This window comes from Candidatus Rickettsia mendelii (assembly GCF_057543435.1).
Window position 1 is genome coordinate 41094 of sequence record NZ_BTGX01000009.1, and the last position, 24627, is coordinate 65720.

Genomic DNA, 24627 nt, shown 5'->3' on the forward strand with positions numbered 1-24627 from the left:
AACATCAATAAAATATAAAGTATAATCTAACAAATTAATATAAAAAACCACAAAAAATTATGAATATTACATTTATCGGTAGTGGATATGTTGGATTGGTTTCAGGTATTATTATGAGCTATTTAGGTCATAATGTTACTTGCATTGATAATGATAAAACTAAAATTTCTAAATTAAACAAGCGAATATTACCTATTTATGAATTGAACCTTGATGAATATTTGCAACAAGCTTTAGCAGCTGGAAGATTAAAGTTTATAGATATTTATAATAATGAGCTTCAAAATGCTGAAGCAGTATTTATTACAGTTGGCACACCTTCAAAAGAATCAGGAGAAGCAGATTTAAGATGTGTTTATGATGCTATTGATAAAGTTTCTATGTATATAAACAAAGATTGTTTAATAATAATCAAATCTACTGTTCCTCCTAATAGTTGCATTAATATTATTGATTATTTAAAAGCAAAAGGCTTTTTATTTAATGTTGCTTCAAATCCAGAGTTTTTAAGAGAAGGCACAGCGGTAGAAGATTTTTTATATCCTGATCGTATAGTTATTGGTGTAAATAACTTAAAATCAGAGGAAATTTTAAGAAAAATTTATATGCCTTTAATAGAGCAAGGAGTAAAGTTTGTGGTTACTGATTTAGTTACTGCTGAGCTTATTAAATATGCTTCAAATAGTTTTTTAGCTACTAAAATTGCTTTTATTAACGAAATTGCTGACTTATGTGAGAAGACTAGCAGCAATATTAAAGATTTATCTAAAGGTATAGGGCTTGATCAGAGAATTGGTCAAAGTTTTTTAAATGCAGGACCAGGTTTTGGTGGTTCATGTTTTCCAAAAGATATTTTGGCATTAAATAATCTTTTTGAGAGCTATCATATTGATAGTAAAATTCTTAAGGCAGTAATTACAAGCAATAGAGAGCGTCCTAGTAATATAGTAGATAAGATAAATAAGCTATTAGATGGAGATATCAAAGATAAAAATATAGTGATTTTAGGCTTAACATATAAAGCAGGAACAGACGATATTAGAGCTAGTCCAGCAATTGAGATTATTAAAGTTTTACTAAGTAGAGGTGCTAGAGTAAAAGCATTTGATCCAATTGGTTGTGCAAATGCTATAAAAACTTTTGAAAATAAAAATTTATTATATTTAGACTCAGCAGTTGAAGCTTGTAAATTAGCGAACATTATAGTTATTGCTACTGAATGGTTAGAGTTCAAGGAGCTTAATTGGCAAGAAATTTATAGTCTAGTAAAATCTCCAATAATTATTGATCTTAGAAATATCTTAGATAGTGAAGCAATGAAAAAAGCCGGCTTTAAGTATTATAGTATTGGGACTAAATTTTAACATGCAATCTGAGTTTATACATTTAAGAGTGCAAAGCTCTTATTCTTTTTTAGAAAGTGCATTAACAGTTGAGAAAATAGTAGAACTTGCTGCATCGAGTAAAATGTCTGCTATTTGTTTAGCAGATAGAGGAAATTTATTTGGATCTTTAGAATTTGCTTTGTATGCAATAAAAAAGGGTCTGCAGCCATTGCATGGCGTTATTCTTAATATAAAATATAATGTAGATATTTTTGCTCAAATTTTGCTTATAGCTAAAGATGAAATCGGCTATAAAAATTTACTTAAATTATCAAGCCTTACTTTTACCAAAAATGATCGTAAAATATGTGACCATATTAGTTTTGATGATTTAATCGAACATCATGAAGGGTTAATAGCACTGTGTTGTTATACTGATGGTATTATTGGGAAATGTTTACTAGCTCATAATGAAGAACAAGCCATTATGTTTGCACGTAAATTACAGCATATTTTAGGAGAACGCTTTTATTTTGAAATTATGAGGCATGATTTACCTGAAGAACAGTTTATTGAAGATACATATATTAGAATTGCTGCTGATCTTGCTATTCCACTCGTTGCTACCAATAAAGTATTATTTAGCCACAAAGATATGCATGATGCACATGATGTATTATTATGTATTTCAGCTGGTGTTACTAAAGAATATCCTGACCGAAAAACAGTTAGTGAAAATTGTTATTTTAGGTCATCGGCTGAAATGATAGAACTTTTTTCTGATCTACCTAGTGCAATTGAGAATACTGTAAATTTAAGAGAACGTTGTTATTTTGCTGCACATGCAAATCCGCCGATGCTTCCTAACTTTGCAACGCAAGATATTAGTGAAAAGGATTTAATCAGAAAAGAAGCAAAAGAAGGATTACTAATAAGGCTTGCTACAAAATTTAAGACTGAAAATATTGCTCTAGAACATCAAGAAGGGATTAAAGCTAAATATTTTTCTCGTCTTAATTATGAGCTGGATGTTATCTGTAATATGGATTTCGCCGGCTATTTTTTGATTGTATCTGATTTTATTAAATGGAGTAAAAAGGAGGGAATTTTAGTCGGCCCGGGTAGAGGATCTGGTGCCGGATCAGTTGTTGCATGGAGTCTGCTTATTACAGATCTTGATCCCATTAAATTTGGTTTATTATTTGAAAGATTCTTAAACCCTGAGCGTATTTCAATGCCTGATTTTGATATTGATTTTTGTCAAGAAAGGCGTGAAGAAGTTATTAATTATGTACGTTCTAAATATGGTAATAATAGAGTAGGGCAAATTATAACATTTGGTAAGATGCAGGCTAAAGCTGTGATTAAAGATGTTGCCCGCGTATTTAGTTTACCATATAAATATGCTGATTATTTAACCGAGTTAGTACCATTTAGTGCTGTTAATCTTGTAACTCTTGAGCAGGCAATTCGTGAAGTGCCTGAACTTGCAAATGCTGCTAAAGGGAATGGGCTATATAATTTAGACGGTGAAGTAGAGTTAATTAAGCAGGTACTAGATACTTCATTAATTCTTGAAGGATTACATCGTCATTCATCAACGCATGCAGCAGGTATTATAATTGCAGGTAGTGATTTAGTCGATATAGTACCAGTATATAAGGATACTGGCTCTGATATGTTAATAGTAGGTTATTCTATGAAATACTGTGAGATTGCTGGTTTAATTAAATTTGATTTTTTAGGTTTGCAAACTCTCACAGTTATTACCAATTGTAAAAAGCTACTGAAAGAGCAGGATATAGAAGTGGATTCTAGCAATATGACTTTTGATGATGAAAAAACTTATCAAATGTTATGTAAAGGCAAAGGAGTAGGTGTATTCCAGTTTGAAAGTGTCGGTATGAAAGATGCACTTAGGCGTCTGAAGCCAGACTCAATACATGATTTAATAGCTCTTGGTGCTTTATATAGACCAGGACCTATGGAAAATATTCCAACATATATAGCTTGTAAACATAAGTTACAACAGCCTGATTATTTACATGAGCTATTAATACCCATTCTTGAAGAAACTTACGGTGTTGTAATATATCAAGAGCAAGTACAAATGATTGCACAAGTTCTTGCTGGATATACTTTAGGGGCTGCTGATTTGCTTCGTAGAGCAATGGGTAAGAAAATTAAAAAAGAAATGGAAGAGCAAGAAGAAATTTTTGTTAAAGGAGCCGTTGCTAACAATATTTCGGAGTCTCAAGCTAAATCTATTTTTGCTACTGTAGCTAAATTTGCTGGATACGGTTTTAATAAGGCGCATGCCGCAGCTTATGGTGTTATTTCATACCAAACTGCCTATCTTAAAGCTAACTATCCAGCAGAGTTTTTAGTTGCATGCTTAAATCTTGAATTAAATAATCACGATAAAATTAATTTATTTTTGCAAGAAGCAAAGGATAATAACATAAAAATTATTGCACCGAATATTAATATTTCCAGCGGTTATTTTAGTGTAGTCTCTTGTCGTTCTAGCGGCAGTGGGAATCTAAATAAAACGCAAGTTCATTCTAGAGATATTTTAAACAATAATAAAAAAAATCTTCAAGTTTACAAAAATACGAAGATAGATTCTAGCTTTTGTGAGAATGAAATTAAGAGTATAGTATTTGCTTTAGGAGCTATTAAAGGTGTTACGCTGAATTTTAGTAAGTTAGTAATAGAAGAGAGAACAGCTAGAGGAGCTTTTAAATCAATTATTGACTTTATTGAAAGGTTGTCGCCGAAGTATATTAATAGTAAGTTACTTGAAAATTTAATCAAAGCAGGCTGCTTTGATGAACTGCATAATAATCGGTTACAATTATTGTTAAGTATTCCAAGGTTACTTGCTTACTCAGTTTCGTATCATGAGGAGCAGGCATCTAATCAATTGAGCTTAATTAAAGTGTCTAGTTTAAGTCCTAATGTATTAGTAGCAAGTAATGATGCCGATAAAAATACCTTGGCTTTTTATGAGTTTGAAGCTATAGGCTTATTTATCTCTAATCATCCACTTACAGGATATAAAGAAATATTTCATCGCTTAAATATTTTAAGTGTTGCCGATTTATACAATAATCTGCCTGATGGTACTAACAGGGTAACTCTTGCTGGTGTAATACAAAAAAAAGACTCTCGTATGTCGGCAAGAGGTAGATTTGTTACGTTAGTGCTTTCTGATCCTGAAAATATTTTTGAGTTAAGTATTTTTAGTGAAGAAGTTTTGAAAGATTATGTGCATTTACTTGATATTAAAAGTTTGGTAGTTGTTAATTGTGACATAGTTAAAGATGAAGGAGGGATAAAGCTAACGGCAAAAAGCTTCTTGTCAATTAAAGATGCTATTAATGATCAGCAATTTGAGTTGCAGCTTTATCCACACAATTATGAAGAATTAAAACAAATAGTAACGATACTCGCATCTCGTATAAATAAAGGAGAGCAAGCTAATACCAAAGCTACAATATATCTGCAAAGTGAAACGGTTAAAAATTTTATAGCAAAAATTATATTACCTGAAAGATTCTTCCTCCAATGGCAAGATTTTGAGTTTTTTAAACAATATAACAAAAATTAACTTTTATTATAGTATGTTTTTACTTTGATACTATGCTAGTAAAAGGATATTTTCATAGTAGTTAGCAAGACTTAGAGTACAGGTGTAACAGAACATACTACTATTGTAATCAATGATAACTTAGAATAAAGTTCTATAGGTTTTAAATATGACTGTGATCTTATAAAATAATAAGCATTTAAGTTCTTTAATAGTCCTGATTTAGGGCTTAGAAATGAAAAAGAGCTAAGGAAATATTTGATAAATACTAAATCAAGGCTATTAAATAGCAGTTACTTCTTCTACTAAATATTATGATGTTCTATGCCGTAAGAAAGCTATGATTTAGTGGACAGCAGATGAAAAGCCTAAATATTCTTTTTATAGGTGTTTGTCCTAAAAATAGTCTTGGGGGGGCAAAATGTGAGAACTGAACATATAGAGAGAGCTATGAGTGAACAAGTATAAAAGATAAACATGATGTTGTGTTAATAGTAGTAAAAATACAAGGAATCTCTAAGCTACATATAAAAGATTGTTTCAATTGTAGTGATCTAATAAAATTAATAGAAGGTAAGTAAAGAATTGAGGAAATTAGTATAATAAAATGGAAAGTAGTTAATACCGTTGATCATGACATTTCAAGATCCCAGAATAGCAGTTGAAAAAAACAAGGATTAGAGGAATTAATGGCAAGTATATCTTTACTGAAAAAGTAATACAAAATTCTCTAATATTGATGTGAATCTTATAGTTTCTAAAGATAGATAAATAGTTACAATTCAAAGTGCAGTAAAGTGTATATAAACATTATGGTAGCGATATCCAGATAAGATTGTTCACTAAGAAAGTGAGACTTATTTACCAGGAGATTTTAAAAATAATATAAATACTAATAGAAAAACACGCAATCAAGAGAAAAGGGAGGGAATAGCTAGAATTATAAAATAAGTTGTTACAATTCAACCATAAAAACAAATTATAATTGTAATATATCTACTTTATCTAATTGTGCCCATGTAAAATTTTCATCTTCTCGACCAAAATGACTATAAGAAGCTGTTTTTTGATAGCATTGAGTACGGAGCTCAAGGTGTTTAATAATTTTACCTGAACGTATGTCAAAATGTTTTGTTATTAGCTTAGTAATTTGTTCGTTACTTAATTTACTAGTACCAAAAGTTTCGGCATAAACAGATACTAGTGCTGTGACTCCAATTGCATAAGATATTTGTATTTCACACCGATCAGCAAATCCTGCTCCTACTATATTCTTAGCAATATAGCGTGCCATATAAGTAGCTGATCTATCTACCTTAGTCGGATCTTTTCAAGACAAAACACCACCACTGTGTCTTGTCATATCTCCATAAGTGTTTATAATTTTTCTACTGGTCAAACCACAATCAGCAACAGGACCACCTATAACAAATCTACCAGTAGCATTAATTAAACATTTAGTATCTTTATTAAGGCAATTGCTTGGTAATGTTGGTTTAATGATTTCTTCCATTACTGCTTCTATAAGGTCTTTTTGCTGTATTTCTGGATGATGCTGAGTTGATAAAACTACTGCATCAATTGCAATAGGTTTGTTATTTTCATATCATAATGTGACTTGGGATTTTGCATCATGTCTAAGCCAAGATAGTATATTTTTTTATGTAAATATGCTTGCCTTTTCATTAAAAGATGTACCTAATAAATAGGTGCCGGTATTAAACTATCTGTTTTAATTACAAGTATAGCCGAAAACCATACCTTAATCTCCTGCTCCTATCTCATCATCACCATCATTATCAACACCCATAGCTATCTGCTGATTGTTTAATTATAGATGCATTACATCACAACAATTACCGTCAAATCCATAACCTGGATTATTATAGCCGATTTCTTGTACTTTAATTCCGTACTATTTGTTCAATATCTACGTAGGTACTAGTAGTAATTGTACCATCTACAAATACTAAGCCATTTGTTACAAAGGTTTCACGGTAACACGCCATTTGGATCTTGTTTCAGGATTGCATCAGAAATTTGATCAGCTATTTTATCTGGATGTCCTTCAGAAACTGATTCAGAAGTGAATATTAAATTTTGCATTTAATGAATCTCCATCCAGTTGTTTCCTGTTTTAACTTCAGTAATTATAGGTACAGCCATATTAGTAGAATTTTCCATAATTTGTTTAATAATTGGTATTACAAGATCAATTTCATCAATTGGTGCTTCAAATAGCAATTCATCATGAATCTGCAGCGCTAACCTTGTTTTAAGTTTACATTTTTCTATTTCTCGATCTAGATTGATCATAGCAATTTTGATTATATCAGCATTAGTTCCTTGGATTGGTGCATTAATGGCAGCACGTTCAGCAAATTGTTTAAGCTTTTTATCATGAATTGATGGTACAAAACATTTTCTACCAAAAAAATTGGTAACATAGCCATTGATGCTAGCAAAAGCTTTTGTTTGCTTCATATATTCTTGTACACCATTATATTCAGCAAAATATTTCTTAATATATTCAGAAGCTTCACTATTACTAACGTTTAATTGCTTAGCAAGCCCAAAAGCACTAATACCGTAAATAATACCAAAATTTATGGCTTTTGCTTTACGTCTATGTTCACTCGTTAATTCATTTTTTTGTAAGTTAAAGATCTGACAAGCAGTTTGAGTATGAACATCATCTTTATTAATAAATGCTTGCTTTAGAGATTCTATATTTGCAATGTGACTTAATATTCTAAGCTCAATTTGAGAATAATCTGCTGATATTAATTTGTAACCTTTTTCAGCGATAAAAGCTTGCCTAATTTTATTTCCTTCATTTGACCTGATAGGTACGTTTTGCAAATTAGGGTCTTGTGAACTAAGCCTTCCTGTAGTAGTAGAAGTTTGTAAGAAAGTCGTATGAACTCTGTGTGTTATATTATCTATTTGCTTTGGTAAACTATCGGTGTAAGTATTTTTAAATTTTGTAAGCTGGCGCCATCTAAGTAATAAATCAGCAATGTAATGCCCATGTCTGCTAAGTTTGTCAAGTATCTCAGCACTTGTTAAGTAAGAATTTGTTTTAGCTGAGCTTTTACCAAACGGCAGCTGCATTTTCTCAAATAGCACTTCACCTAATTGTTTAGGCGAACCAATATTAAATTTAACTCCACTAAGAGCAAAAATTTCTTCTTCAAGTTTTAAAATTTCTATCCCAAATTCAGAGGATAATTGTGTTAAGTAATTAGCGTCTACTTTGATACCGATTTTCTCCATTTTATCTAAAATAAAACAAATAGGTAAATCAATTTCTTTATAAAGTCTAAAAGCTTTATTCTCCTTAAGCTCTAATATAATTTGTTTGTAAAGATCAGCAAAATTTGCTACTATTTTTGCTGATTCAGCAATGATATTTTCTATCGAAACTTCCTTCTGAGCATTTGCAAATAAATTCTTTTGCATTATACCTGCTGATAATGCGTAATGCATTAATTCTAAATCATCGATAGCTGTAATTTTTTTTGCTTGTCCTGAATAAAATTTAAGTAGATGTTTAAGAGAGTAAGTAATTTTTTTTATTGATTTATCAGTTAATAAATTAAAGATAATATTTGAGAACCATGTATTATTACCCTTAAGATTATAAGAAAATAAATCATTCGATGAATTCAATATTTTAATAATATAACTTTTATTTTTTAGTGATAAAATAAAAGCAAGATTTATTCCTTTATGTTGTGCTAAATATATTCCAAGTATTCCTACTTTTTGAGCTTCTTTTGCAAAATTTTCAAGTTCAAGATTAGTACTAATTTCTTTTACATCTAATACTTTATGGTCTAAAGTTTTCTTATGTTCGTTAATTTTAATATTAAATAAATGTTCTACTCTTTTATATAATGATCTAAAGCCATATTCCTGTAGAAAATTAGTTATTTTATTTTCATTAGGAGGTGACCATTCTAAAGCATTCAACTGAAAATCTAAATCAACATTAGAGTCAAGCCCGACTAATTGCCATGAAATTAGTGCCACTTCTTTTGAATTTTGTAATATTTCACGTTGTTTAGAACTAGGGATTTGCTCTAAAGAATTCAGTATATTTTCTACTGAACCAAACTGCTCTATAAGGTTACTTGCTGTTTTGGGTCCAATAGATGGCACACCTGGTATGTTATCAGTTCTATCGCCAGTTAATGCCATCACCTCACGTAATTTATTAGAAGTAGTACCGAATTTTTTAACAACATCATATTCTGTAATATATTTCCCTTTTATTGGATCATATATTTTAATATTCTTACTCATTAACTGTAATAAATCTTTATCAGAGGATATAATAATTACATCTTCTCCAAGTTTAGCTGTCTTGATAGCAAAAGTTGCAATAATATCATCAGCTTCATAACCTTTTTTTTCTAGAATAGAAAAATTTAAATTACTTGCAATGTAACGAACTAGAGGTAATTGCACAATCAAATCCTCAGGTGTAGGTGGACGGTTGGCTTTATAGTCAGCATAAATTTTATGGCGGAAATTTTTTCCTCCACTATCAAATACTACTGCAGCATGTTTAGGCTTAAAATCATTAAGTAATTTCAGCAGCATCGATGTGAAACCGTAAACGGCACCAACAGGTTGACCTTGTGGTGAAGTTAAAGGAGGTTGTACATGATAGGCTCTAAAAACAAATCCGTATCCATCTATTAGTAATAAAGTATTTTTATGCGTCATTTTATAATTTAAGTGATTTCTTTACATACCACCGTCCATATCACAAACGTGGTATCTATAAAAGTATTAATTAATATACAAATTTTTTCTAAGATACCTCAAAATTAAGTTGTGGTATGAAAGACCGCTTTTTTGAACAAAGCTCACAATCATAAGCAGAAACTTATAACCCCACTAAACTTTTAGCAAAATCGTGTCGATCGAATATTTTTAAATCTTCTATCTGTTCACCTACACCGATAAAATATATTGGTAAATTAAATTTCTGTACTACTCCGACAATTACCCCTGCCTTAGCACTACCGTCAAGCTTGGTGATAATAAGCCCTGTTAAACTAGTAGCATTATTAAAATGCTCAACTTGGCTATAAGTATTTTGTCCTGTAATAGCATCGATTACTAAAATGCTATGAGTTGGCATATCTTGGTCTAGTTTTTTTATAACTTTTACAATCTTAGCTAATTCATCCATTAAATTTTTTTTATTATGAAGTCTACCTGCTGTATCAATAAACAGTACATCGATATTTTGTTTTATTGATTCTTCCATAGCACGATAAGCAATGCTTGCAGGATCAGCTGATTCTTCACCGGTAATAAGTAAGGCATTTGCTCTATGCACCCAGTGACTTAACTGGTTTATAGCAGCAGCTCTAAAAGTATCACAAGCAGCAACTGCCACTTTTTTATCTTTCATTGAGTACATAGCAGCTAGCTTACCTATAGTTGTAGTTTTACCAGCACCATTAACACCACAAACTAAAACTACATTTAATTTACTTTCATTTAAAGTAAAAGGAGTTTCTGACTTTAATAATTGCTCTTCTATTATCTTAGCAAGAGACTCTTTTACTTCAATACTCGTGGCTTCTTTATTAAACTTTATCTTTTCAAATTCCTCAATAATTTTAGTTACTACTAAGCTGCTCATATCACTTGAAATAAGTAACTCTTTTAGCTCTTCTAAAGTTTCTTTATCTAGTTTTTTTTTATAAAATATTTTATCAATACCTTCTGATATTTTACTAGAGGTCTTAGACAAACTTTGTTTTAATTTACTAAATATCGGAATCATATATAAGGCTATCTCTTTTTCTTACTTTTATTTTTATGCTTATTATTATCAGTAGTTTTATTGAATCTACCTAAATTTTTAACAAATTTTTGTAATCCGTTAAGTTCTGTTCCATATGTTTTAGTATATTCACGGATTATTTCTATAGCTTGTTTATGAGAGTCGTTAATTATTGTTACTTCTTTCATTAAATTATTATTATCAAATGTAATTTTTACTATTTTCTGCCTTATAATTTTTGGATTAAGCCAAGCTTTTTGAGACATAACTCTCTCAACGTAATACCAAGTATTTTGAGAATATTTAGGGATTATAGTAGGTGTGCCGACTAATTCTACTACTTCCATCTTATTTAGTTTTTTAGATTCTAGTTGCACAAGTGCTAAATCATCTATGGACTGTCCTCTATTTTCAATAGTTTGGCAGCTGCTTAAAGAAAAAAGAGTTAATATACTAAAAATGCATGTTATAAAAATTTTCATAAGTTTAATTTTATCTAGATTTTATTACAAGGTTATAATATACTGCTTCACTAATTTGACAAATACTTTTTATTTGAATAATTAATATTAAAGAGGTTTGAATGGCAGTTCCAAAGAAGAAAACATCAAAATCAAGACGTAACATGAGGCGTTCACATTTAGCACTTGGTAAAGTTAACGTAATAGTTGATTCACAGACTGGAGAATATAAACTTCCACATCATATTTCTTTTGTTGATGGTACTTACAATAATCGTCAAGTAATAATAAAAAAAACTGAATCTGGGGAAGAAATAGCTTAAAGCTTAAATATTTATGACTTGTAAAATTATTGGCTGTGGTGGATACTTACCTTCAAAAATAGTTAGTAATGATGAACTTGAGAAATTTGTTGATACTAATGATGAATGGATTAGAACAAGAACTGGCATTTTGCAGCGCCATGTAGCAAGTGATACTGAGTATACTTCTCATCTTGCTTTAAAATCAGCAGAAAAGAGCATAGCAGATGCTGGTATATTCATAAATGATATAGATTTAATTATTATATGTACTACTACTCCCGATAATAGTTTTCCATCTGTTGCTACTAAATTGCAAGGGTATCTTGGCTTAAATAATGTACCTTCTTTTGATTTACAAGCCGTATGTGCTGGTTTTATTTATGGGTTGCAGGTAGCACATTCTCTTATTTTATCAGGTAAATATAAAACTATTTTACTTATAGGGGCTGAAAAAATGACCTCGTTGTTAGATTGGAATGATAGATCTACTTGTGTTTTATTCGGCGATGGGGCGGGTAGCGTAATATTACAGCATAGCAATGATGATTCAGGTTTAATAGATAGTAATATCTTTTCAAGCGGAGCTGATTACGAAATATTATATACAAATGGCGGCGTAGGTATGAATAATAACAGCGGTAAAATAGTTATGCAAGGGCAAAAATTATTTCGTCATGCAATTGAGAAAATGCAACACTCTATAGAAGAGTTATTACAAAATAATAATTTTACTATAAAAGACATTAATTATTTTATTCCTCATCAAGCAAATATCCGTATTATAAATAAACTTGCTGAATTATTAAATGTAGAAGAATATAAAATAGTAAAGACAGTAGAAAAACATGCTAATTGTTCAGCAGCATCTATTCCTCTTGCTTTAAATACTCTTAAAGCTTCAGGTAATATTAAAAAAGGTGATATTATATTATTTTCTGCTATCGGCGCTGGTTTAACTTGGGGAAGTGCACTAATGAGATGGTAAATGTAGAGTTCTTAATGAAACTCTACTTCTAGAGATAATTTTGACAAGGGTTTGATACTTGAATCCTTAGAGCGTCTATGTATTTGCAGATCGCAATGAAATGTTTTCTCCAAAATTTCTGTTTACAAGTGAGTTTTAGAATAACTCTAATGATATTTTTACAACATATATATAAGAGTAATTATATTTAACTAATATTTTAGACTTTAAATAATGAAATAATGGTATATACTACTCGATATAGCTTATTGCTAACTAGAGTGAATTCAATTATTAACTAAGGAGTTTAATTATGAAAATAACAAAAATTACGTTAGCTTTTCTTACATTGTTTGTGCTTGCAGGGTGTAATAAAACAAAGAGACTAGCACAATTTGATGGTATGGTGAATCAATCAGAAGAAACATCATTAATGAAAGATTTTGAGAAACATACAGGTAATACTATATGGTTTGCTTTTGATAGCTCTGATTTATCGCAAAAAGCAAAAGAAGAGTTAGAGAAACAAGCTTGCTGGTTATCAAGACATCCTGACATAAAAGCTACTATTGAAGGGCATTGTGATGATAGAGGTACCAGGGAATATAACTTAGCTTTGGGTGAAAAAAGAGCAGCAGCAGCGCAAAAATTTTTAGTACATAAGGGAATTGCAGATCACAGATTAAATACAATATCTTACGGTAAAGATAGACCAGCTATGATGGGTAATACTGAGGAAGCTTTTGCCTACAACCGTAGGGCTGTAACAGTTATACATAAGTAAAAATTATCTATATAATTTAGTATTAAAAAAGGTTGAGTTAGTTAGCTCAACCTTTTTTATTTAATAATCCTAAAAATATAAAAATTTTACTAGACTTAACTTCATAATAATTATATAACCTTCAAGTAAAAAGGGTCTGTAGCTCAGTTGGTTAGAGCACGCCGCTCATAACGGTGTGGCCGTAGGTTCAAGTCCTACCAGACCCACCACACAGATTCTTATTTAAATTCGCATTAGAACTGAATTTATAATGATTAATCTAAAAACACTTTCTGGGTATCTTACTAAATTATATTCTAAGTGTTTCTTTATCATCCTATTGCTTTTAATTTGGTTGTTAATTATATCAAATATTTTTGATCTTTTACAAAAATTCAAAAATATTTATGTTCCTTTTAGTTTTTTTTGGCGGTTTTTTTTATATAAAATTCCTTATCTGCTAAACCAAGTATCTTCTTTAATTAGTTTTACTGCTATGTTATTTTTTCTTAGAAATCTAATAAAAAATAATGAATTAATGGCTATATTATCTAGCGGTATTCACATTTGGCAAGTACTTATTATTCCATGTATTATAACTTTAATTTCAGGCATAATTTTTACGACTATATTAAATCCTATCGGCACCATAGGTTTACAGAAATATGAGTTATTAGAAGCAAAATTGACTAACAAATCACCAAATGAAGGTATAATATCTAAATCTGGTTTATTATTTTTTGAAGCGTTAAATAATGAGAATCAAATCATTCAGACACAATTTATTAATGTTGCTGAGAAAAAATTAAATAATATTACAATTTTATTTATTGATAATAATAACTCTTTTTTAAAAAGGATTGATGCACTATACGGTATTATTGAAAATAAAATGTTACATTTAAATAGAGTTAAGGTTTTTACAAAAGAAGGTACTACAGCTTATAATAATTTAACTATACAGACAAATTTATCCATCAATAGCCTAGTGAATAAGTTTATTCATCCTGAGATGGTTTCTATTTGGGGTTTACCTAAATTAATTAATGAATTATTAAGTTCAGGTTTACCAGTTATTAATTATCAAATTTATTATTACAAGCAATTATTTAAACCTATAATGATGATGGCAACTATAATTTTAGCAAGTTGTTTTATTAGTCTTAAACAGCATGATAATTCACAAGAGAAAACATTGATATTAGGTTTATTTTCAGGTTTTATAGTATATTCATTATCGGAAATATTACTGAAGATACTTACTTATAATAATCTTTCTTTAATGGCTGCTATTTTATTACCTAGTTTGCTAATATTTTTTATTAGTAATTTTATTATTTTACATTATAAGGAAATTTAAATAATGTATAATTATTTAATTTGAAAAATTGGCGTCGTTGTTTTTTGCTTTTGATCTTCACGTAGATTTACTACACTGCTGTCAAAAGCCCTGAGGCACCTTGCTCTTTTCCAAATTAAACATTCGACTATATTAACTTTTAATTTAATCAGAGGTATATTTAGATTGTATATTTAAAAATTAAATTTTAGAATTTAGAGAGAAAAAATAAAATGATAATGAAATTTTTAGAAGGATTTTCTCCTGGTATGGCTATTGATCTTGGTACAGCAAATACTATTGTATATCAAAAAAATCGTGGCATTGTTCTTAGGGAACCTTCTGTTATTGCTTTAATAAAAAAAGACGGTGCTTTTGTGCCTTATGCTTATGGTCATGAAGCAAAGATGATGCTAGGACGTACCCCTACAGATATTGAAGCAAAAAGACCTCTAAAAGATGGTGTTATTGCTGATTTTAAAGGTGCAGAGGAAATGATTAAGTACTTTATTAAAATGGTACATAATCGTCGTTCTTTTTTTGGTCCAACAATTGTTATTTGTGTACCTTCTGGTTCTACACCAGTTGAGCGTCGTGCTATCCAAGAAGCAGCAGAAAGTGCAGGCGGTAGAGATGTATATTTAATTGAAGAACCTATGGCTGCAGCAATTGGAGCAGGCCTCCCTGTAACAGAAGCGACAGGATCAATGATTATTGACATTGGGGGAGGAACTACAGAAGTTGCAGTTTTATCTTTAGGTGGAATAGTATATGCAAGATCGGTAAGAGTTGGTGGTGATAAGATGGATGAAGCTATTATTTCATATATAAGAAGGCACTATAACTTATTGATAGGCGAGGCTACTGCTGAAAAGATAAAGCATGAAATAGGTACTGCTTATGTAGATGAAAAAGTTGAATCTAGAATGATGGAAATTAAAGGACGTGATTTAATTTATGGTATTCCTAAAGAGATGGTATTGGATGAAAGACAAATTGCTGATAGCCTAGTTGAACCTGTAAGTCAAATTGTTGAAGCAGTAAAAGTAGCACTAGAGGCAACACCTCCTGAGTTATCTTCTGATATAGTTGATAAGGGTATCGTTTTAACAGGTGGTGGCTCGTTATTACGGAATCTTGATTTTATTCTTAGTGAGGCCACTAAACTGCCAGTGATAGTTGCAGATGATGCACTCTCATGTGTAGCACTTGGAATAGGAAAAGTACTTGAAGATTTTACAAAATTAAAACATGTTTTATTTAAACAGGATTAAAAATGGCTATACTTGCAAATAGAGTAAAAATTTCTTCTAATTCACTAGAATTAATAAGAATGATATTAAATACTCTTAAGCGTTTTTTTGTCATATTTATCCTTGGATTATCTTTATATTTGTTTTTTACTACGCCTAAAAAAATATCTAGTATATCTCTTGAGGTAGCTGGTAGTATATTATCAACCAGTTTAGCAGCTTATGAAGGTATATTTGAGTATATAAATTCAATAACACAAAAATTTGTTTATTTTCGAGATTTGGAGCAGAAAAATATAGAACTTAAACTTGAAGTAGCAAGATTACAACATCTACAAAGTGAAGTAGAATCAGTAAGAGCTGAAAATATTGCATTAAAAGATTTGTTAGCAGTTGTTGAGGAAGAAGAGTTTGAATATGTTACTGCTAAATTACTAAGTGTTTCTTTCAGTCCTTTTTCTAGAACTGCTTTGATTTCTGCAGGTAAAAAGCATGGCGTAGAAGCTGATCAAGTCGTTATTAATGCAGGTAAGTTAATAGGAAAAGTAATAGAAGTAAGCAATAATTATGCTAAAGTGATGTTAATTAATGATGTTAATTCTAGAATACCTGTTAAAGCTAATTCTTCAAGAGAACAAGCTATTTTAGCAGGTAATAATAATAATAGTAAAATGTTATACTTGCCTAATAATCACTTAGTACAAACAGACGAAGAGATAATAACTTCTGGACATGGTAATATTTACCCTGCAGGTATTTTAGTAGGTTATGTGTCTAAAATTACAGAACATGATGTTATAGTGGAGATGGCAGCTGATCTATCTAAAATTGAATTTGTACAAATATTATTACCTAAAGAGTAATAATGAAAAAGAATTATTCCGGTATTATTACTGAATATATTTATATTATGTAATAAAGGAATTGTTTTTACTGAAGTCAAAGTAAGAAACTCTAGAATTAAATGATAGTGCTCTATCACTTAATCAACAAAAAGAATTACATAAGCTGCTAAAATGCTCTGTAATAATCATTCTAAATATGGTAATTACAACGTATGCTTTGTGATTTGGTTATATTGTAAGGACTTAGAAATTATCTAGGTAATTTTCAGTTGGATAAAATATTGTAGAAATTAAGTCTTGAACAGGAATATATAATTAATTTGTATCAAAAGGTTGATGTATTTTACCTTTGATACTCTAGTTTCCCTTCTTTGAAGAGGAATATTTTTTTCTTCAAAGAAAAGAAGTATACATAGACTATTTATTTATCAGGGGTATATAACATGGCACTTGCTACTAAGGTAAAAGAATTCTTAGAAGAAAAATTAAAACACAAAAAAATAGATCGTAAATATCTTGCTCAAGTTACTGATATTCCTTATTCTACTATTAGTAGAATAATGAGAGCAGATGCTAGTCGTGAATTCAATCCTGAAATAGATAAAATCTTTAAAATAGCAAAATACTTTAACTGTACTATGGATGAAGTAATAAAAAGAACAGTACCTGTAGATAAAAACATAAAATATGACAACAAAAAATAAAGGGTTTATTATAATTTTATCTTCTCCTTCAGGCGCAGGTAAATCACGTTTAGCTAAAGAATTACTAAAAATAGATAATAATTTACGTTTGTCTATTTCTGTAACTACAAGAAAACCACGTTTAGGAGAAATAGAGGGGATACACTATTATTTTAAGACTAAGCTTGAGTTTGAAGAATTAATTAATCAAAGCAGATTCTTGGAATATGCTAGGATATATAATAATTACTATGGTACACCTAAAGAATATGTTGAAATGCTATTAACCCAAGGTTTGGATGTTTTATTTGATATTGATTGGCAAGGAGCAAGAAATATTAAGAAAAATGCTACCAAGGTTGTTTCTATATTTGTGTTACCACCTAGTATTGAGGTGCTCGAGCAACGTTTGAAAAATAGAGCTACCGATAGTGAAGAAGCAATAAAGTTACGTATAAAATCAGCACAAAATGAAATATCACATGCCAATGAGTATGATTATGTAGTTACTAACGATGATTTTAACTATACTCTTAAAAAGATATATTCAATTATTGTAACCGAAAGAGAAAAAAATTTTTGACTTTATTTTATATAGCTTATAATTAAGTCAGTTTAAGGTATACAATAATCTAGAGTATTTCACATTTTCTGCCTTTTGCTACCTATAAGTCTAGTATTATTCACTTTATTTAAGACATCATCTAATACTGCATTGCTATATTATAAATCTGATATTCTCTATTAATTTTGTATTTCTAACCATTGATTTAACAACTCATCTAATTTTTTTTTATCATTAATTAATTTGTTAGTAATTTGATTATATTGTTGAGTATTATCTAGATATAGATTAGCATCTTCAAGCTGTTTTTCTAGATTTACAATCGATGTTTCCAGATTTTCAATATCATTTGGTAACTTTGCAAGTAAACGCTGATATTTATAAGATAATTTTTTATTTTGGAACTTTTTTGAAGTATGAATTGAAGTTATAGGTTTTGAAAGTTTTTTCACTTGAGAGTTAGGAGTAAAATATTGTTTGTAATCTTCATAATATCCTGTTAAATCATGAATTTTACCTTGTGCGAAGACTAAAGTTCTAGTGACTAACCTATCTAGGAAGTCACGATCATGGCTAACTACTATTAGAGTACCGGAGTAATCTGCAAGTGTATCTAGTAAAATTTCTAGACTATCCATGTCGAGATCATTAGTTGGTTCATCTAAAATTAATAAATTTCCAGGGTTGATTAGCATTTTTGCAAGTAGCAATCTATTAGTTTCACCACCTGATAAGATAGAGGTTTTGGCATTAAGTAGTTTAGGATTAAACATAAATTGTTTTAAATAGCCGGCAACATGCATAGTTTTACCGTTTGGTAAAAATACTTGATCTCCACCGGTAGGACATAGAATTTGTTTTAGTGTATGGTTAAGGTTTAATTTCTCTCTATGTTGATCAAAATATGAAATATTTAAATTACCACCATATATAATTTTACCGCTTTCAGGAGTAAGTTGTTTTGTTAGTAGTTTAATAAATGTAGATTTGCCTGAGCCATTTGCGCCAATTATGCCAATTTTTTCGCCTTTTTTTACGCGAAAAGTAAAATTGTTAATAATCTTGGTATTGTTATAACTAAATGTAATATTATCTGCTTCGATAATAAACTTACTTTTAGCTATATTCTCTGTAAGTTCTATCTGTATTCTCTGCTTAGAATGAACTAATTTTTTAGTATTTTCACTTGCCAGAGTTCTCAGTGTTTTTAACTGTGCAAGCCTTTTTTGATTTCGTTTGCGTCTAGCAGTAACCCCAGCATTTAACCACTCATTCTCTAGAGATAGTTTTTTATTTAATTTCCGGAGCATTGCTTCTTCTTGCTCTATGATAATTGATTGCCATTCACCAAAAAACTTAAAACCTTTATCAGATTTACGTAATATTCCACGATCAAGCCACCAAATTTTATTAGTAACGTTTGAGAGAAATGTTCTATCGTGACTAACGCAAATAATAGCACCATTATAGGATTTAATAAATTCTTCAAGCCACTCGATTGTTTCAATATCTAGATGGTTGGTTGGTTCATCAAGTAATAATATTTCCGGCTCTAATATTAAAGCTTTAGCAAGGCTAGCTCTTCTAAGCTGACCGCCTGAATATGTAGATAGATTGTCTGTGCCTTTAATTTGTAATTTTTCTTGAATCATATCAATTTGATATGTATCTATTTTCTTTGTACTATTGGTTTGTTGCAAGACAAAATCATAAACATTCAGATTAGTCTTGATAGAAATATCTTGTCTTAAATATCCAGTTGTTATTGCTGGATCTTGAAATAGTTCTCCATTATCTAGTTCATAATCTCCTGATATTACTTTCATTAAGCTTGATTTTCCACAGCCATTACGACCTATAAGACAAATCTTATCACCTTTATATAAATAAAGCTCTAAATCAGATAAAATTACTTTATCAGCAAAGCTTAGATTACCATTTTTAATGTAATAAATTGGAGTCATGTAGAACAGGAAAATATATTTTAATGTTATTACTTGGCTCAGGGAATGACCTTAAATGCCATTACAAGCGACTAAAAGGAGTGTGAAATCAAAAATAAAAGGAATACTAAAAACTAGCATTCTTAGCTAGATAGATTACTTTGTCAAGATTTGCAATTTTTCCTCACAATGACGATGCAGACTCAAACTTTCTTAATTACTAAGCTAGCGTTAGTACCACCAAATCCAAAAGAATTAGATAGTACGTAATCTATTTTAGCCTCTCTAGCTTTAAATTTTATCAAATCTATTTTAACCTCATCCATAGAATTTTCTAAATTCAAAGTTGGTGGTGCAATTTGATCTCTAATTGCAAGAGCTGAAAAGATAAACTCAACACTTCCTGCAGCACCAAGTAAATGTCCTATTGATGATTTAGTAGAAGACATTAAAATTTTTGGATTAGTTTCTAAAAATAATTTTTGCACTGCATTTAATTCGATCTCATCACCGATAGTAGTAGAAGTAGCATGTGCATTAATATAGTTGACCATATCGGGAGTAATATTGGCATCTTTTAAAGCTTCACTCATTGCTCTATAAGCTCCTCTACCGCTAGGATGAGGAGCTGTCATATGGTATGCATCGCCTGTGGAACCATACCCTATCACTTCACCATAAATTTTAGCACTACGGCGTACTGCATGTTCATACTCCTCTAAAACTACAACACCTGCTCCTTCACCCATAACAAAACCGCTACGATCTTTATCCCAAGGTCTTGAAGCTTTTTCAGGATTATTATTGTATTTAGTACAAAGTGCTCTAGCTGCCACAAATCCTGCTATTCCAACAGGCGTGACCGGTGCTTCTGCACCTCCTGCAATCATAACATCGACATAGCCATGTTTTATCATGCGCATAGCATCACCTATAGCATGTGCACCGGTAGAACATGCTGTTACTGCAGCCTGATTTGGACCGCTAAACCCATATTTTATAGAAATAAGACCTGGTAAAAGATTAATTAACGAAGCAGGAATAAAGAAAGGATTAACTTTACCATTATTTTCTTTATAAAGTTTTATAGAAGTATCTTCAATCATTTTAAGTCCACCAATTCCTGAGCCCAATATTAAACCAGTTCTATCACATGATTGTTCATCATTTGGTAGCCAGCCGCTATCTTCAACTGCTTCAGTTGCAGCTGCTGCTCCGTAATGGATAAATTTATCCATTTTACTTAACCTATTTATATCCTCGGCAGGGGTAAAATTTTCAAGTTTAAATCCGTCTTCTTGTGAGTTATTTATAAGTCCAGCAATTTTACAAGCAAGTTTAGAAGTGTCAAATTCCGTAATAGTTTTTATACCGCTTACTCCACTTACAATATTCTTCCAAGATGAGCTAACATTCAGTCCAACAGGGGTAACAAGTCCGAGTCCGGTAATAACTACTCTTTTATTTACTCTTTGATTCGACATTTTTAATTATCTATATAGGAATTTAACTTATGCAGATTGAGATTGGCGTTCTTTAATGTATTTTATAACATCGGCTACAGTTTTAATTTTAGTTGCTTCGTCATCAGGTATATCAATACCATATTCAACTTCTATTGCCATCATTAACTCTACAGTATCAAGGCTATCAGCCTTCAAATCTTCTATAAACTTTGAATCAGTAGTTATTGTCGACTTATCTTTATTTAGCTTTTCAGCAACCATTTCAATAATTTTCTGTTCGATATTGTCTATTGTATTCATCATTTTGAACTCCATAAATCATTTTAAATAAGTTTTTATATGCCATATTCAAATAGATTTTATTAAAAACCTAATTAAACAATGACTGCTATACAGCATATTACTTGATCACTTGATATAAGCAAACTTTCTAGGACTCACCTATGTTAACGTATTTTTATACATATAGCTAGCTTGTCTTTAAACTTATCTCACATGAAGCGATCGAGAACGCACTGTAGCTATTTTGAATGTATAAATATTAATTTAAAATATTCACAACACTTTATTTTTAAAAAAACTTCTAACATAAAAAATTATTTTATGCTAGTAGAAAATAATTTTATTAATTTTTTATATCTTTAATCAGTAAAGTATTAACACTAAATTTTGCAAGACTTGCTTATACTCAGATATTTAGTATACGCTGTGCAGGTTCGCTTTGCAATTTACTGTTAATTTTGTTATACCATTAACATTCCACCATTTACATGTATAGTTTGACCGGTAATATATGATGCTTGATCACTCGCTAAAAATGCGACTGTGTTTGCTACATCTTCAGGCATACCATAAGTCCCTAACGGAATTTTTTGTAATATGGCTTCTTTTTGTTTTTCATTTAGTTTATTAGTCATATCTGACTTAATAAAACCTGGTGCTACTGTATTAATTGTAATGCCACGAGTTGCAGTTTCGTATGATAATGATTTAGTCATGCCAATTAATCCTGCTTTAGAAGCACAGTAATTAACCTGCCCTGGGTTACCTAAGATTCCGACTATTGAAGATATGTTAATAATACGTCCATATCTATTAGACATCATTTTTTTTATTGCTTCACGATTTAAAATAAAATTTGCTTTTAAATTGATATCAATAACTTTATCAAAATCTTCGTCTTTCATTCTAATTGCTAGCATATCCCTAGTAATACCGGCATTACACACTAAAATATCTAATTCTGCAGCCTTGGCTACTAATTTGCTACATTCTTCCTTGTTTGTAAGATTGCACACTTCTATTGTATAATTATCTTGTAAGCTATTTCCAATGGCTTTTAGTTTTTCTGCGTTACTACCACTAATAATTACATGGCTTCCTAGCTTGTGAAATAATTTAGCTATAGCTCCACCTATAGCACCTGAAGCTCCTGTGATTAAAGATGTTCTCCCTGTTAGATCAATCATTTTACTTCCTCTATTTGATCAAAATTGATATTATTAATCTTATATGATTTTTCACGTATTATTTTCTCGATTTCGTTAGAGACTTCTAGATGCTCTTTTAAATATTGTTTAACATTTTCGCGTCCTTGGCCAATACGTATATTTTTATAAGAAAACCAAGAACCTGATTTTTCGATAATATCAAGTTTAACTCCAAGATCAATTATTTCTCCCTCTTTTGAAATACCTGAGCCGTACATTATATCAAAATCTGCGGTTTTAAACGGTGGCGATACCTTGTTCTTAACTACTTTTACTTTAGTTTGACTACCTATTACTTCTTCTTTATCTTTAATCGAACCAATTCGTCTTATATCTACCCTTACTGAAGCATAAAATTTTAAGGCATTGCCACCAGTTGTAGTTTCAGGGCTGCCGAACATTACGCCTATTTTCATCCTGATTTGGTTAATAAAGACAGCAATACAGTTAGTACGGGAAATTGATGCGGTAAGTTTACGTAGTGCTTGACTCATTAACCTTGCTTGAGATGCCATTTGTGCATCTCCCATTTCTCCTTCGATTTCTGATCTCGGCACTAAAGCTGCAACACTATCTATTACTACCATATCAATACCGCCTGAACGAATTAAAGTATCGGTAATTTCTAAAGCTTGTTCTCCAGTATCAGGTTGTGAAATAATAAGCTCATCAATATCTACACCTAATTTTTTGGCGTAAGCAGGATCCAGAGCATGCTCAGCATCAATAAAAGCACATGTACCGCCTTTTTTCTGTGCTTCAGCAATTAAATGTAGTGTTAAAGTAGTTTTACCTGAACTTTCAGGACCAAAAATTTCGATTATTCTCCCTTTAGGCATGCCGCCAATTCCAAGCGCTATATCAAGTCCAAGTGAACCAGTAGATAGGGCTTCTATATCAACATTTGGACGCTGCCCGAGTTTCATTACCGAGCCCTTGCCATAGTTTTTTTCAATCTGTGCAAGTGCTGCGGCAATAGCTTTCTCTTTATCTATACTTGACATAAATTCTCATATTATACTTTCAATTAAAATATAAGCTTAGTGAGGAAAAATCAAATTTTATTTGTAGTGGATGTAGATAGAAAAGTGTTAGCTCGTGGAGCAAAGCCTATATTATTATGTATGTTGTTGTATGGTTTGATGTCATTTATGCGGAAGAGGGAATCCAAAAAAAACTTAAAAACGTAATAACTATTAAGATTAAAAAAACAGTTTTATTCATTACATGATTTACTGGATTCCTGTTTCCGCATAAATGATATTAGATCTATGTAATACTTAATGAATTTACCTAGCATCGCTATATTTTCTCTTGTTACAGATATTTATAACAAAGCAGTAATAATACTTTTTAGATTTTTTACATTTTCTTTTGTAGTAAATTCTAATACGATTTTAGGTAAAGTCTTATTATTTTAATGTGATATGTAGGTTACTCGTGATTCATTAAACTTAAATTGCTTAAGTTTCAACCACCAAAGAGAAACAAACCATTTTGTGGTTAGGGAGTTAACACAATTGCCAAAAGTCAGTTATAATATTTAAGTTTTGGACATGTATAGAATCTCCTTAACTGTGATAATATTAGGTAAGGATAAAAATAGATAGAAGTTAGGAATAGAGAGATTAAAAATATTAGTTTTATATTGTAAGTATTAACACAAGAATGATATAGAATAGGAGGTTCATAGGTAATTTGTGCTTTGAATGCTCTAAGATTCATAGACTTTTTTAGAACATTAAATATAGATTCAATGAATGAACGATCTTTTGCATAATAAAACTATGTCTTCTATATCTAACAAATGATTTTCATTTTTTC

The 24627-nt window shown here is 30.4% G+C and carries 18 protein-coding genes, 1 tRNA gene and 1 pseudogene; 11 read left to right on the forward strand and 9 right to left on the reverse strand.

All coding sequences use genetic code 11. The features are described 5' to 3' along the window. The first annotated feature begins 59 nt into the window (after positions 1–59). Both AC27F4_RS01380 and dnaE read left to right on the forward strand, forming a co-directional pair. Positions 60–1364, forward strand: coding sequence for a UDP-glucose dehydrogenase family protein (locus AC27F4_RS01380; protein WP_487061350.1), 1305 nt, complete (start codon positions 60–62; stop codon positions 1362–1364). Between the two features lies 1 nt (position 1365). After that, a complete protein-coding gene (gene dnaE / locus AC27F4_RS01385; RefSeq protein ID WP_487061352.1) occupies positions 1366–4938 on the forward strand; it encodes a DNA polymerase III subunit alpha in 3573 nt (1190 codons plus the stop codon). A gap of 958 nt (positions 4939–5896) precedes the next feature. On the opposite strand, the pseudogene metK reads toward dnaE, so the two are convergent. The 4 genes and pseudogenes from metK to AC27F4_RS01405 all read right to left on the reverse strand — a co-directional run bounded on the left by metK (position 5897) and on the right by AC27F4_RS01405 (position 11208). Then, positions 5897–7023 (reverse strand): annotated as a pseudogene (gene metK, locus AC27F4_RS01390) (methionine adenosyltransferase). Further along, positions 7024–9651 carry a DNA polymerase I gene (gene polA, locus AC27F4_RS01395; RefSeq protein WP_487061354.1) on the reverse strand — a complete coding sequence of 876 codons (2628 nt, stop codon included), beginning with the start codon at positions 9649–9651 and terminating at the stop codon, positions 7024–7026. It lies immediately after the preceding pseudogene. A 163-nt stretch (positions 9652–9814) separates the two neighbouring features. Further along, the gene (gene ftsY / locus AC27F4_RS01400) at positions 9815–10726 is read right to left on the reverse strand and encodes a signal recognition particle-docking protein FtsY (protein WP_487061356.1); all 912 of its coding nucleotides are present in this window, start codon (positions 10724–10726) and stop codon (positions 9815–9817) included. Positions 10727–10734: 8 nt separating this feature from the next. Beyond that, positions 10735–11208, reverse strand: coding sequence for an outer membrane protein assembly factor BamE (locus AC27F4_RS01405; RefSeq protein WP_487061358.1), 474 nt, complete (start codon positions 11206–11208; stop codon positions 10735–10737). A gap of 101 nt (positions 11209–11309) precedes the next feature. Between AC27F4_RS01405 and rpmF the strand changes: the two genes are divergently transcribed. From rpmF to gmk, 9 genes are all read left to right on the forward strand, one after another. Continuing rightward, complete coding sequence (gene rpmF / locus AC27F4_RS01410; protein ID WP_487061360.1) at positions 11310–11510, forward strand: 50S ribosomal protein L32; 201 nt, start codon at positions 11310–11312, stop codon at positions 11508–11510. A 13-nt stretch (positions 11511–11523) separates the two neighbouring features. Beyond that, positions 11524–12477 carry a beta-ketoacyl-ACP synthase III gene (gene fabH, locus AC27F4_RS01415; protein WP_487061362.1) on the forward strand — a complete coding sequence of 318 codons (954 nt, stop codon included), beginning with the start codon at positions 11524–11526 and terminating at the stop codon, positions 12475–12477. A gap of 292 nt (positions 12478–12769) precedes the next feature. Then, positions 12770–13240: a peptidoglycan-associated lipoprotein Pal gene (pal, locus tag AC27F4_RS01420; RefSeq protein ID WP_487061364.1), complete on the forward strand. Its 471-nt coding sequence runs from the start codon at positions 12770–12772 to the stop codon at positions 13238–13240. A 132-nt stretch (positions 13241–13372) separates the two neighbouring features. After that, positions 13373–13449 (forward strand) — tRNA-Ile (locus AC27F4_RS01425). A gap of 41 nt (positions 13450–13490) precedes the next feature. Then, positions 13491–14579, forward strand: coding sequence for an LptF/LptG family permease (locus tag AC27F4_RS01430; RefSeq protein WP_487061366.1), 1089 nt, complete (start codon positions 13491–13493; stop codon positions 14577–14579). A 212-nt stretch (positions 14580–14791) separates the two neighbouring features. Continuing rightward, on the forward strand, positions 14792–15832 hold the full coding sequence (locus AC27F4_RS01435; RefSeq protein ID WP_487061368.1) for a rod shape-determining protein: 1041 nt from the start codon (positions 14792–14794) through the stop codon (positions 15830–15832). Between the two features lie 2 nt (positions 15833–15834). Then, on the forward strand, positions 15835–16674 hold the full coding sequence (gene mreC / locus AC27F4_RS01440; protein WP_487061370.1) for a rod shape-determining protein MreC: 840 nt from the start codon (positions 15835–15837) through the stop codon (positions 16672–16674). 425 nt (positions 16675–17099) lie between these two features. Beyond that, complete coding sequence (locus tag AC27F4_RS01445) at positions 17100–17360, forward strand: helix-turn-helix domain-containing protein (protein ID WP_487061372.1); 261 nt, start codon at positions 17100–17102, stop codon at positions 17358–17360. Beyond that, complete coding sequence (gmk, locus tag AC27F4_RS01450) at positions 17344–17922, forward strand: guanylate kinase (protein ID WP_487061374.1); 579 nt, start codon at positions 17344–17346, stop codon at positions 17920–17922. Before AC27F4_RS01445 ends, gmk begins: the two co-directional genes overlap by 17 nt. 161 nt (positions 17923–18083) lie before the next feature. Here gmk and AC27F4_RS01455 read toward each other — a convergent pair whose 3' ends face one another. From AC27F4_RS01455 to recA, 5 genes are all read right to left on the reverse strand, one after another. Continuing rightward, positions 18084–19868: an ABC-F family ATP-binding cassette domain-containing protein gene (locus tag AC27F4_RS01455; RefSeq protein ID WP_487061376.1), complete on the reverse strand. Its 1785-nt coding sequence runs from the start codon at positions 19866–19868 to the stop codon at positions 18084–18086. Between the two features lie 182 nt (positions 19869–20050). Continuing rightward, positions 20051–21331: a beta-ketoacyl-ACP synthase II gene (gene fabF, locus AC27F4_RS01460; protein WP_487061378.1), complete on the reverse strand. Its 1281-nt coding sequence runs from the start codon at positions 21329–21331 to the stop codon at positions 20051–20053. A 27-nt stretch (positions 21332–21358) separates the two neighbouring features. Further along, the gene (acpP, locus tag AC27F4_RS01465; protein WP_487061380.1) at positions 21359–21628 is read right to left on the reverse strand and encodes an acyl carrier protein; all 270 of its coding nucleotides are present in this window, start codon (positions 21626–21628) and stop codon (positions 21359–21361) included. A gap of 428 nt (positions 21629–22056) precedes the next feature. Then, entirely contained in the window at positions 22057–22782 is a 726-nt protein-coding gene (fabG, locus tag AC27F4_RS01470) for a 3-oxoacyl-ACP reductase FabG (protein ID WP_487061382.1), read from the reverse strand. After that, entirely contained in the window at positions 22779–23807 is a 1029-nt protein-coding gene (recA, locus tag AC27F4_RS01475) for a recombinase RecA (protein ID WP_487061384.1), read from the reverse strand. Before recA ends, fabG begins: the two co-directional genes overlap by 4 nt. Positions 23808–24627: the final 820 nt, after the last annotated feature.